This is a genomic window from Pseudomonas cedrina subsp. cedrina (assembly GCF_001983175.1).
Classification (GTDB): domain Bacteria; phylum Pseudomonadota; class Gammaproteobacteria; order Pseudomonadales; family Pseudomonadaceae; genus Aquipseudomonas; species Aquipseudomonas cedrina.
In genome coordinates this window covers 196,196-208,182 of record NZ_MNPW01000010.1, presented here as the reverse complement: position 1 = coordinate 208,182, position 11,987 = coordinate 196,196, and the positions used below count along the sequence as shown (strand labels likewise).

The following is an 11,987-nucleotide window of genomic DNA, read 5'->3' as shown; positions in this document are numbered from 1 at the left end:
CAAGCCATGCGTGTCGCCCTCTACCAATGCCCGCCCCTGCCGCTGGATGTGGCCGCCAACCTCAAGCGCCTGCATCAGTTGGCGCATGAGGCGTCCGACGCCGATGTGCTGGTGCTGCCGGAGATGTTTCTCAGCGGCTATAACATCGGCGCCGAGGCCGTGGGAGCCCTGGCCGAGGCGCAGGACGGGGCGTCGGCACAGGCGATCGCCGAACTGGCCAAAAGCGCCGGGCTGGCGATCCTGTACGGTTACCCGGAACGGGCCGAAGACGGCCAGATCTACAACGCCGTGCAGTTGATCGACGCCCACGGCCAACGCCTGCGCAACTACCGCAAGACGCACCTGTTCGGAGATTTGGACCGCTCGATGTTCAGTGCCGGCGAAGATGATTTCGCGCTGGTGCAACTCAACGGTTGGACGCTGGGTTTCCTGATCTGCTACGACTTGGAGTTCCCGGAAAACACTCGGCGCCTGGCCCTGGCCGGCGCCGAACTGATCCTGGTGCCCACCGCCAATATGGTGCCGTTCGACTTTGTCGCCGATGTCACCGTGCGCGCACGGGCCTTTGAAAACCAGTGCTATGTGGCCTATGCCAATTACTGCGGGCACGAAGGCGAGATCCAGTATTGCGGGCAAAGCAGCATCGCCGCACCGAATGGCCAGCGCATCGCTCAGGCCGGCCTGGATGAAGCCCTGATCGTCGGCACGCTGGAGCGACAATCGATCCTCGATGCGCGCGCCGCCAACCACTACCTGCAAGACCGGCGCCCCGAGCTGTATGGTGCGCTGCTCAAACCCTGACTCGAAGGGTTTGTTAGCATAGGCATTTCATACGCTTCGGAAGTGCCCATGCCTGCGCCGGCCCACCTTCATCCTCTCCATCTGACCCTGGCCAATGGCTTGCGGGTTTCCTTGCGTCATGCACCGCGCTTGAAGCGTTGCGCCGCCGTCCTACGGGTGGATGCCGGCAGCCATGACGTGCCATTGGCATGGCCGGGACTGGCGCATTTCCTGGAACACTTGTTGTTTCTCGGTACCGAGCGTTTTCCCGCTGATGAAGGGTTGATGGCCTACGTGCAACGTCATGGAGGCCAGGTCAATGCCAGCACCCGTGAGCGCACCACGGAGTTCTTCTTCGAGCTGCCAGCTGCAACGTTTACCGGTGGGCTGGAGCGTCTGGCGGACATGCTGACCCTTCCGCGGCTGGCGCTGGAAGACCAACTGCGCGAGCGCGAAGTGTTGCATGCGGAATTTGTCGCCTGGTCCCAGGACGCCAAGGCGCAGCAGCAGGTCGCGTTGCTGCAGGGCCTGGCGGCGGACCATCCGCTGCGAGGCTTTCATGCCGGCAACCGTGACAGCCTGCCGGTGGAGCGTGAGGCATTTCAGCAAGCATTGCGCGACTTCCACGCGCATTTCTACCAGAGCGGGCAGATGACGTTGAGCCTGGCCGGTCCGCAGTCGCTGCAAGCACTGCAAAACCTGGCGCAGCAGTTCAGCGAACAATTGACCTCGGGGCCTCTACGCCCACAATCCGCGCCTGCGGCATTGATGCAGGGGCACGCGCGCAGCTATCAGCACATCGCCCACAACCACCTGCACCACGTCATCACGTGCGATGTGCCCCGTGAAGCGCTGGATTTCCTCTGCGCCTGGCTTAACGCCTCGGCACCCGGCGGGTTGCTGGCTGAATTGAAAGCGCGGCATCTGGCGAATGCCTTGCAGGCGTCAGTGCTTTACCACTTCGCCGGGCAAGCGGTGGTCGATATCGACTTTACGCTCAGTACCCAAAATGAGACGGCCACACAGATCGAGGCGTTGTTGCACGACTGGTTGAGTTTTTTCGCGCACAGCGATTGGACGTCACTGCGTGAAGAGTTCGCGCTGCTGGCCGCTCGCCAACAACAGATTCAGGGCGCCCTGGCGTTGGCCAGAAACGACAGCCAAGACCTTTCGGAACAGGATGTCGTCGCCCTCAAGGCCCTGCTGGTCTCGCTGCACCTGCCGCCCTCCGAGCACGGCTGGCAACTGCCGCCGAACAACCCGTTCCTACGCCCACCAACCAGGGAAGAGCGCGCCGGCCTGATTCGTGGCCAGACCAGCGCCCATCGAGGCTTGCGCACGTTTGCCCAGGATCGCTCGCGGGGGCGCAGAGAGGTATCAGCGCTGACTTTCAGCCAGGCATTGGCGCACGACAGTGATGAAGCGGCGCTGTACCTGCAATGGCGCTTGGCCCCTTCCGGCCTTGAAACAGCAGTGCAGTCGCTGCGCGAAAATGCCCGTCAGGCCGGCGTAGAGTTGTCGTTCGAAAGCTTGGGTAAAGACTCGCTGGTGAAGATGATTGGGCTGCAGGAGCCCATGCCTGCCGTGCTGGACGCCTTGGCGCAACGCCTGAACCAACCGCAAGAGGTTCAATCCACCGATTCCGCCATGATCGCCATCCGAGCATTGCTCAAGGTGCTGCCCGCTTGCTGCAGCACCGTCGACCCCCAACCCGTTTCGTGGGCCACCGCCCACTGGCAAGGCTTGGGGGTGGGTTTTCCGCCCGCATATGAAGCTGCGGTCAAAACAGCCGCGACCCGTTTGCCTGGACAGCCCGCGAAGCTGGATCACACATTGCCTGCCCTCAGCGGCGAACGCGTATGGCATGAGGTGAAAACCGACTCTGACGAAGCCGCATTGCTGCTGTTTTGCCCAACGCCAAGCCGGTCCCTGACGGATGAAGCGGCATGGCGATTGCTCGGCCATCTGCTTCAGGCACCGTTCTACCAGCGCCTGCGGGTAGAACTGCAAATCGGCTACGCAGTATTCAGCGGCATCCGACAGATAAACGGCCAGACCGGCCTGCTATTCGGCGTGCAATCCCCCAGCGTGTCCCTGGAAGGAATTGCTGATCAGCTGCAAAATTTCCTGAAACAACTGCCGAGGATGATCGAGAACAGCGACGACCTGGGCAACCTGGCCTTGGCGCAGCAGTTCTCAGTACAAACCCTGCCCAACGCCCAAGCCGCTGAATTGCTGTGGCACGCCCATCTGGCAGGCCATCCGTCGGGTTATCTGGCTGATCTTCAATCCGTGATCCAAACCTGTTCACGGGCGGCACTGCAGGTTGCCGTCGGGCAATTGAAGGACGCTGCAGGCGGCTGGCGCTGCGTGGCCAACGGCCCTCGAGTCTCGGTTGCCTGGCAAGCAGCTGATTGATCATTGCCGCCTCTGCAATAGGCTTTTTCCACCGAGACAGCGCTAACTTGAAAAGAATTGCGTAACATTCCCACGCACACATCTGAACATCTCCGACTGGAGGTGGACTATATGTATTACTTGGTAGTAAACGTCCCATCCCTTCGTAGGAGTAAGAATATGACCTGGTCCAAACCTGCTTACACTGATCTGCGCATCGGTTTCGAAGTCACCATGTACTTCGCCAGCCGTTAATCCGCTGGGTAATACAACGCCTCGGTTCGCCCGGGGCGTTTTTGTTTTGAGCTTGATGGAGCGACCATGTTTGTCCAGATTCTAGGTTCCGCCGCCGGCGGTGGTTTCCCGCAGTGGAACTGCAACTGCGTGAACTGCGCGGGTTTCCGAGATGGCAGCCTGCGGGCCCAGGCGCGTACCCAATCGTCCATCGCGATCTCCGACGATGGCGTGAACTGGGTGCTGTGCAATGCCTCGCCGGATATCCGCGCGCAGCTTCAGGGTTTCGCCCCGATGCAACCTGGCCGTGCCTTGCGTGACACCGGCATCAGCGCGATCATCCTGATGGACAGCCAGATCGACCACACCACCGGCCTGTTGAGCCTGCGCGAAGGTTGCCCGCACCAAGTGTGGTGCACCGACATGGTCCATGAAGACCTGAGCACCGGCTTCCCGCTGTTCAGCATGCTCACCCACTGGAATGGCGGCCTGGCCTGGAACCGTATCGAATTGGACGCCAGCTTTACCATCCCGGCGTGCCCCAACCTGCGTTTCACGCCTCTGCCATTGCGCAGCGCTGCGCCCCCCTACTCGCCGCACCGCTTCGACCCGCACCCGGGCGATAACATCGGCCTGATCGTCGAAGACCTGCGCACCGGCGGCACATTGTTCTACGCCCCAGGCCTGGGCAAGGTCGACGCGCCGTTGCTGGACATCATGGCCGGCAGCGACTGCCTGCTGGTGGACGGCACGATGTGGGATGACGATGAAATGCAACGCCGCGGCGTCGGCACCCGTACCGGCCGCGAAATGGGGCACCTGGCACAGAACGGCCCCGGCGGCATGCTTGAAGTGCTTGAGCAATTGCCCCGCCAGCGCAAGGTACTTATCCACATCAACAACACCAACCCTATCCTCGATGAAGATTCCCCCGAGCGAGCGGAGCTGGCGCGGCGCAATGTAGAAGTGGCTTACGACGGCATGAGCATTGAATTGTAGGAGCGACCGAAATGACTGACACGCCGTTGACCACCGTTGAATTCGAAGCAGCCCTGCGGGCCAAGGGCGCCTTCTACCATATTCATCACCCGTACCATGTGGCGATGTATGAAGGCCGTGCGACCCGCGAGCAGATCCAGGGCTGGGTCGCCAACCGCTTTTACTATCAGGTGAATATTCCGCTGAAAGACGCCGCAATCCTGGCCAACTGCCCGGACCGTGAGATCCGTCGCGAGTGGATCCAGCGCCTGCTCGACCATGACGGCGCTCCCGGTGAAGACGGCGGCATTGAAGCCTGGCTGCGCCTGGGCCAGGCTGTCGGCCTCGACCCGGACCAACTGCGCTCCCAGGAGTTGGTATTGCCCGGTGTGCGATTTGCGGTGGATGCCTACGTCAACTTCGCCCGTCGCGCCAGTTGGCAGGAAGCGGCCAGCAGTTCGCTGACCGAACTGTTCGCGCCGCAGATCCACCAGTCGCGCCTCGACAGCTGGCCGCAGCATTACCCCTGGATCGACCCGGCCGGTTATGAATACTTCCGCACCCGCCTGGGCCAGGCCCGTCGCGACGTAGAACACGGCTTGGCGATCACCCTGCAGCACTACACCACCCACGAAGGCCAGGAACGCATGCTGGAAATTCTCCAGTTCAAACTGGACATCCTGTGGAGCATGCTCGATGCCATGAGCATGGCCTACGAACTCAAACGCCCGCCGTATCACAGCGTGACCGAGCAACGGGTGTGGCATAAAGGGATCCCTCTATGAGTTTTGATCGCAGCAGAAAACCGACCTGGCGCCCAGGCTATCGCTACCAGTACGAGCCCGCGCAAAAGGGCCATGTGTTGCTCTATCCCGAAGGCATGATCAAGCTCAACGACAGCGCAGCGCTGATCGGTGGCTTGATCGACGGTGAGCGCGACGTGGCGGCGATCATCGCCGAACTGGATCAACAATTCCCCGGCGTGCCTGAGCTTGGTGATGACATCGAGCAATTCATGGAGGTCGCCCGTGCTGAGCACTGGATCACCCTTGCCTGAGAAGCCAGCGATTGGCCTGCCATTGTGGCTGCTGGCCGAGCTGACCTACCGCTGCCCGCTGCAGTGCCCGTATTGCTCCAACCCGCTCGACTTTGCCGAGCAGGGCAAGGAGTTGAGCACCGAGCAATGGATCCAGGTGTTTCGTGAAGCCCGCGAGATGGGTGCCGCACAATTGGGATTTTCCGGCGGTGAGCCGCTGGTGCGCCAAGACCTCGCCGAGCTGATCGCTGAGGCGCGCAAGCTGGGCTTCTACACCAACCTGATCACCTCCGGCATCGGCCTGACCGAGCAGAAGATCAGCGACTTCAAGAAGGCCGGCCTGGACCATATCCAGATCAGCTTCCAGGCCAGCGACGAACAGGTGAACAACCTGTTGGCCGGCTCGAAAAAGGCCTTCGCGCAAAAGCTCGAAATGGCCCGCGCGGTGAAGGCCCACGGCTACCCGATGGTGCTGAACTTCGTCACCCACCGGCACAACATCGACAAGATCGACCGCATCATCGAGCTGTGTATCGCGCTGGAGGCGGACTTTGTCGAACTCGCCACCTGCCAGTTTTACGGCTGGGCGCAGCTCAACCGCGTGGGTCTGTTGCCGACCCGGGAGCAACTGGTGCGCGCAGAACGCATCACCAACGAATACCGCGCCAAGCTGGAAGCCGAAGGCCACCCGTGCAAGCTGATCTTTGTCACGCCGGATTACTACGAAGAGCGCCCGAAAGCCTGCATGAACGGCTGGGGCAGCATTTTCCTGACCGTGACGCCCGATGGCACCGCCCTGCCCTGCCACGGCGCTCGACAAATGCCAGTGCAATTTCCCAACGTGCGCGACCACAGCATGCAGCACATCTGGTATGACTCGTTCGGCTTCAACCGCTTTCGCGGCTACGACTGGATGCCCGAGCCGTGCCGGTCATGTGACGAAAAGGAAAAGGACTTCGGCGGCTGCCGGTGCCAGGCCTTCATGCTCACGGGGGATGCGAGCAATGCCGACCCGGTGTGCAGCAAGTCCGAGCAGCACGGCATCATCCTGCAAGCGCGCGAAGACGCCGAACACGCCACCCAGACCATCGAGCAATTGGCCTTTCGCAACGAGCGCAACTCACGACTCATCGCAAAAGGCTGACGACCTCAGCGCTTGGCGATGATGTACACCGCGTGCACGATGCCTGGAATGTAGCCGCACAGGGTCAGCAGGATGTTCAGCCAGAACGCGCCGCCGAAGCCCACTTGCAGGAACACACCCAGTGGCGGCAGCAGAATGGCGATGATGATACGAATGAAATCCATGGGTCAGCTCCAGAAAAATCGGCTCGTGCGAGCCGTGTAGCTAATCGACCTTGAGCGTTCGTGAGGGTTCAGTGGGATCTGGCGTTGGGCCATCTTCAGGCCAGAATTTCCAACCCGTGTTTTTGTACGATGCTCAATAACTTGAGCGCCATGCCGCTAGGTTGTTTCTCGCCAGATTCCCATTTTTTTACCGTGGAAGCGCTGGTGTTCAGGTAACGGGCGAACACCGGTTGGCTCACATGGTTGTTTTCACGAAGCTGCTTGATTTGTTCGGCCGGAATTTGTTCCGGGACGGCAGATAAGCATGCCTCGTCATATTCACGAAGCGTGGTTTTGCTGATGGCGCCGTTGGCATAAAGCGCTTTGGCGGAGTGGTGAATGGACTCAAACGCCGCACTTTTATATTTCTTGGTCATGATGTATCTCCACAAACTCTCTGATTTCCAGCATCCGCTGAATTGGCCAAACGCCTCCCTTAACTCCGAGTCACAGATCCAGGCCTTGCTGGCCGCTTCGGCAAACTTGCGCGTTTTGAACAACCTGAGTCTCATGGATATCCCTTCCCACAAACATACCACCCAGTGGTATAGATTAGAAGTAACGCGCGCAGCGCCCCGTCGGCAGTCCTTGCCGAGGCTCGTTAAAAAACCATTGTTTTCGCAGAGACTCAATCAACCTTTTCAATCCAAACATGACGGACAAAAAAACGCCCCCAGCCGAAAAAATCAGGCTGGAGGCGCCGCGTAGGCCGCGAGACGGTTCAGTAAATCGGTGTTTAAACGGCGATGCCCTTGCGGCAGTGCAGCTGCGCGGTGCGCACGCGCGAGAAAGCGCGGGCCAGGCGCAGGAGCATTTCATCGATGTTGCTTTTGCTTACCGTCAGGGCCGGCGTGAAGCGCAGGCAGTTCGGTTGCGGGGCGTTAATGATCAGGCCTTCATGCAAGGCAGCTTTTACGACAGCATCCGCAGAATCATCCGACAGCGTCAGCCCCCACATCAGGCCATGGCCACGCAATTGGCCGTGGTCGTAGCGATAAGCCAGACGGGCGAGGCCCTCGCCAAGGTAGAAACCGGCGTCACGCACCTGCTCCAGAAAGCCATGCTCCAGCACCGTATCAAGCACGGCCACCCCGGCCGACGCCATCAGCGCATTGCCATGATGGGTGCCGTCCAACTCGCCCACTTCAAAGCAACAGGCTTTGCCGCGTGCCAGCAACGCCGCGAGGGGGACGCCGCCGCCCAGGCCTTTGCCGAGGGTAATGATGTCGGCACGTACGCCGTACTGTTGTTCGGCAAGCAGGCTGCCGCAGCGGCCGATCCCCGTCTGTACCTCGTCGAGGATCAGCAAGATCCCCAATTCCCGGCACAGCCGCTCGACGCCTTTCAGATAATGCTCCGTCGCAGGAACCACCCCGGCTTCGCTCTGGATCGGCTCTAGCATGATGGCGACGGTCTGCGCATCAACGGCGGCATGCAGGGCTGCCAAGTCGTTGAACGGTACATGGCTGAAGCCCGCCAACTGCGGTTCAAACCGGTTGGCGACAGCGCCCGCCGAGGCGGCCAACGCCGCAAAGCTGTGGCCGTGGCAACCGCCGCTCGCGCCGATGATGCGGTAGGCGCCGCCACGGTGCAGTTGGCCCCATTTGCGCGCCAGCTTGATCGCTGCTTCGCAGGCCTGCGCGCCACTGTTGAGCAGGTACGCCTGGTCGCTGCCGGTGCGATGGCATAGGCGGTCGACGAGGTTGAGCTGGGTGCGGTTATGCAGGCCTTTGCCTGGGTTGATCAGCGCCTGGGCCTGGTCGGCCAACGCTTCGATCAGCACCTGCGGGCTGTGGCCGAGGCTGTTGGCGGCGCTGCCCTGGCTGAAGTCCAGGTAGGCGCGCTCGTCACTGTCCCACAGCCAAGAGCCTTGGCCACGAACGAAGACTTGAGGCGGACGGACCACCGTGGGCATCAAGGATTCGCTGCAAAGACTGCCGCCTGGGGCATCCAGGATCAGGTCGTCCAGGCTCGGTGCCGGGCGACGCCTAGTGAACAGGTTCACAGGTCACCGCCGTTGGCAACCGGACCTTGGTCGGCATGCGCCCTGTAAGCGGGGTGAAGATTGTTTGCCTTGCCTATGTAAACGCTTTCAACATGCGCGCTGTTCATTGCCCGATCCGGCCCTGTAAGCCCTGCGAATAGGCGCTAGACTAGGCGTCTCGGCGGGCGGCAGCCATTTCGTTTTTCCAGCATTTTCGATAAGTAAGCCTTATGGATTTCAAGCAACTGCGTTATTTCGTCGCGGTGTACGAGGAAGGCCACGTCGGCCGTGCCGCGGAGCGTCTGTCGATCTCCCAGCCGGCACTGTCCCAGCAGATCCGCCAGCTGGAACAGAACCTGGATGTGAGCCTGTTCGAGCGCAGCAGCAAGCGCCTGTTGCCGACGCTGGCGGCTCACACCTTGTACAACCACGCGCTGCCATTGATTGACGGGATGCAGCAGGCCGTCGAAGCGTTGCGTAATTTCAAGGGCCAGGCGATGCGCACCCTGGCCATCGGCGTGCTGCAAACCGTGCACACCAGCCTGGTACCGCAAATGCTTGAACGCGTGCGCAAAGCCCAGCCGCATCTGGTGGTACAGATCTATGAATTGACAGGGATTGAGATCGAGCGGCGCTTGCTCAATGGTTCGCTGGACATTGGTATCAGCTACCTGCCGCCACGCCAGCCGGGACTGCACGGCGTTTTGTTGTATGAAGATGAGCTGAAGGTCGTCATTCCCGAGGACCATGCTCTGCGCGAATTCAAGAAAGTCTCGCTGAAACAGGCGGCAGAACTGCCGATGCTGCTGTTGGGCGAAGAATTCCAGGTCCGGCAGATCTGGCAGGGCCAGTTGGCCAACCTTGGTCGTCGTCCGCAAGTGCAGGCGGAGCTCAACACCATGGTGGGGATTCTCGACAGCTTGCCTCACACGAAGCTGGCGACCGTGTTGCCAGGACGTTCCCAGGACGAACACAACAGCCAGTCGCTGCTGTGGAAACCCTTGAGTGAACCGAGGGTGCCGCTGAAAGTGGGCTTGGTGTGCCGCGATGTGCAACGCCAGCAGGCGACGGTGGCGTTGCTGCGCACCTTGCTGGAAGACGTGATGAACGCCCCGCACGCGCCCGCCTGACTTTTTCGCAGGCCAAAGAAAACCCCGCCGAAGCGGGGCTTTGCAGACTGTTTCCCTGACATCCATTTCACTCCGCCTTCCTGGCAGAATCCTACGTGTCCGTGTTGTTGCTTTGCGCTTCCTGCGCGACGTCCATGTGAAGTAGATTATCGATGGATCCAATCTTGCGATAGAGGACGAATAGCAGCACGTCATGTAAGAGAATGCTTACACGCCCTCCTATCCCTTAGAACAGGGCTTCATCCAGCAAAAACAATGATTCACTACCGGCTTTTACCGACGCACTCAGCGATTGGATGCGTGGCAGCAGGCGCGCAAAGTAGAAGCGCGCGGTGCCCAGTTTGCTGGCATAGAAATCTTCTTCAGCCTCCTTGCCTAATGCTGCCTTGGCCATGCGTGCCCACATGTAGGCGTAGGCCATGTAGCCAAAGGCGTGCAAATACTCCACCGACGCCGCGCCGATCTCATTCGGGTTGGTCTTGGCGCGGTCCAGTACCCAGGCGGTCAATTCGTCCAGGTTATCCACTGCCGCAGCCAGCGGTGTGGTGAATTCAGCCAGCTCGACACCCGCCGAGGCGATGAACGCGCGGATCTCGTCGGCGAACAAGGTGTAGAACGCGCCGCCGCTGCCAACGATCTTGCGCCCCATGAGGTCCAGCGCCTGGATGCCATTGGTGCCTTCATAGATCTGGGTAATGCGCACGTCGCGCACCAGTTGCTCCTGGCCCCACTCGCGAATGTAGCCGTGGCCGCCGAAGACTTGCTGGCCCAACACGGTGGTTTCCAGGCCCAGATCGCTGAGGAACGCCTTGGCCACCGGGGTCAACAGCGCCACCAGGTTGTCCGCGCGCTCGCGCGCAGCGGCATCTTCGCTGAACTTGGCGATGTCCAGTTGCGTCGCCACGTAGGTGGAAAACGCACGCCCGCCTTCATTTGCCGCCTTCATGGTCAGCAGCATGCGACGCACGTCCGGGTGCACGATGATCGGGTCGGCCATCTTATCCTTGGCCTGGGCGCCGGTCGGCGCACGGCTTTGCAGGCGGTCGCGGGCGTATTCAATTGCGTTCTGGTAGGAGCGCTCACCGGACGCCAAGCCCTGGATGCCCACACCCAGACGCTCGTAGTTCATCATGGTGAACATCGCCGCCAACCCACGGTTCGGCTCGCCCACCAGGTAACCCACGGCTTCGTCGAAGTTCATTACACAGGTAGCCGATGCCTGGATCCCCATCTTGTGTTCGATGGACCCGCAGCTCACCGCGTTACGCGCGCCCAGGCTGCCGTCGGCGTTCACCATGAACTTAGGCACCAGGAACAGCGAGATGCCCTTGGGGCCTGCCGGTGCGTCCGGCAGCTTGGCCAGCACCAGGTGGATGATGTTGTCGGTAAGGTCGTGCTCGCCACCGGTGATAAAGATTTTGGTGCCGCTGACTTTGTAGGAACCGTCCGCCTGTGGCTCGGCCTTGGTGCGGATCATCCCCAGGTCCGTGCCGGCGTGGGCCTCGGTCAGGCACATGGAGCCGGCCCACTCCCCGGAGTACATCTTCGGCAGGTAGGCGGCCTTGAGTTCATCGCTGGCGTGGGTCGCGATCGACACACAGGCGCCGGAGGTCAACATCGGGTACAGGCCGAACGCCAGGCTCGACGAGTTGATCATCTCTTCGACCTGGGCCGACACCGCCTTGGGCATGCCCATGCCACCAAAGGCAGGATCGCCGCCTACTCCAACCCAGCCGCCTTCAGCGTAGGTCTTGTAGGCCTGTGGAAAACCGTCCGGGGTAAACACCGCGGTGTTGTCCCAGCGGCATCCTTGTTCATCGCCGCCGCGGCTGAGCGGGGCGATGGACTTGGCGGTGACTTTGCCGGCTTCTTCGAGGATCGCCTCTACGGTTTCGGCGTCAACGGTGTCTGCCAATGCCGGCAATTGGGCCCAGGTGTTGGCGACCTCAAAGACTTCGTTGAGGACGAAGCGCATATCACGCAGCGGCGCTTTGTAATCAGCCATGGCAAACCTCGTGAGAACGTGAAAAATGATTCGGTAGGATCGGTTTTACAGGCTCCGAGTGTACCCGAACAACTTTTCAGACACATAGGGTCCGTT

The 11,987-nt window shown here is 60.9% G+C and carries 12 protein-coding genes; 8 read left to right on the top strand and 4 right to left on the bottom strand.

From position 1 onward, the window contains the following. Positions 1–6 precede the first annotated feature (6 nt). The 7 genes from BLL36_RS21325 to pqqE all read left to right on the top strand — a co-directional run bounded on the left by BLL36_RS21325 (position 7) and on the right by pqqE (position 6,569). Complete coding sequence (locus tag BLL36_RS21325; RefSeq protein ID WP_076953289.1) at positions 7–801, top strand: carbon-nitrogen hydrolase family protein; 795 nt, start codon at positions 7–9, stop codon at positions 799–801. 48 nt (positions 802–849) lie between these two features. Next, positions 850–3,198, top strand: coding sequence for a pyrroloquinoline quinone biosynthesis protein PqqF (gene pqqF / locus BLL36_RS21320; RefSeq protein ID WP_076953288.1), 2,349 nt, complete (start codon positions 850–852; stop codon positions 3,196–3,198). Between the two features lie 159 nt (positions 3,199–3,357). Beyond that, complete coding sequence (gene pqqA / locus BLL36_RS21315; RefSeq protein WP_003194766.1) at positions 3,358–3,432, top strand: pyrroloquinoline quinone precursor peptide PqqA; 75 nt, start codon at positions 3,358–3,360, stop codon at positions 3,430–3,432. Positions 3,433–3,498: 66 nt separating this feature from the next. Next, complete coding sequence (pqqB, locus tag BLL36_RS21310) at positions 3,499–4,410, top strand: pyrroloquinoline quinone biosynthesis protein PqqB (RefSeq protein WP_076953287.1); 912 nt, start codon at positions 3,499–3,501, stop codon at positions 4,408–4,410. Positions 4,411–4,421: 11 nt separating this feature from the next. After that, positions 4,422–5,174: a pyrroloquinoline-quinone synthase PqqC gene (gene pqqC / locus BLL36_RS21305; protein WP_076953286.1), complete on the top strand. Its 753-nt coding sequence runs from the start codon at positions 4,422–4,424 to the stop codon at positions 5,172–5,174. Continuing rightward, entirely contained in the window at positions 5,171–5,446 is a 276-nt protein-coding gene (pqqD, locus tag BLL36_RS21300) for a pyrroloquinoline quinone biosynthesis peptide chaperone PqqD (RefSeq protein WP_076953285.1), read from the top strand. The genes pqqC and pqqD overlap by 4 nt, the downstream gene beginning before the upstream one ends. Then, on the top strand, positions 5,388–6,569 hold the full coding sequence (gene pqqE, locus BLL36_RS21295) for a pyrroloquinoline quinone biosynthesis protein PqqE (RefSeq protein ID WP_076953284.1): 1,182 nt from the start codon (positions 5,388–5,390) through the stop codon (positions 6,567–6,569). The genes pqqD and pqqE overlap by 59 nt, the downstream gene beginning before the upstream one ends. 5 nt (positions 6,570–6,574) lie before the next feature. Here pqqE and BLL36_RS21290 read toward each other — a convergent pair whose 3' ends face one another. The 3 genes from BLL36_RS21290 to BLL36_RS21280 all read right to left on the bottom strand — a co-directional run bounded on the left by BLL36_RS21290 (position 6,575) and on the right by BLL36_RS21280 (position 8,777). Beyond that, on the bottom strand, positions 6,575–6,733 hold the full coding sequence (locus BLL36_RS21290) for a YqaE/Pmp3 family membrane protein (protein WP_003228885.1): 159 nt from the start codon (positions 6,731–6,733) through the stop codon (positions 6,575–6,577). A gap of 95 nt (positions 6,734–6,828) precedes the next feature. Further along, complete coding sequence (locus tag BLL36_RS21285; protein WP_076953283.1) at positions 6,829–7,149, bottom strand: helix-turn-helix domain-containing protein; 321 nt, start codon at positions 7,147–7,149, stop codon at positions 6,829–6,831. 359 nt (positions 7,150–7,508) lie between these two features. Next, positions 7,509–8,777, bottom strand: coding sequence for an aspartate aminotransferase family protein (locus BLL36_RS21280; protein ID WP_076953282.1), 1,269 nt, complete (start codon positions 8,775–8,777; stop codon positions 7,509–7,511). A gap of 209 nt (positions 8,778–8,986) precedes the next feature. Here BLL36_RS21280 and BLL36_RS21275 point away from each other — a divergent pair, with 209 nt between their 5' ends. Then, the gene (locus tag BLL36_RS21275; RefSeq protein ID WP_076953281.1) at positions 8,987–9,886 is read left to right on the top strand and encodes a LysR family transcriptional regulator; all 900 of its coding nucleotides are present in this window, start codon (positions 8,987–8,989) and stop codon (positions 9,884–9,886) included. Positions 9,887–10,112: 226 nt separating this feature from the next. On the opposite strand, the gene BLL36_RS21270 is transcribed toward BLL36_RS21275, so the two are convergent. After that, positions 10,113–11,891, bottom strand: coding sequence for an acyl-CoA dehydrogenase C-terminal domain-containing protein (locus BLL36_RS21270; RefSeq protein WP_076953280.1), 1,779 nt, complete (start codon positions 11,889–11,891; stop codon positions 10,113–10,115). Between the last annotated feature and the right edge of the window lie 96 nt (positions 11,892–11,987).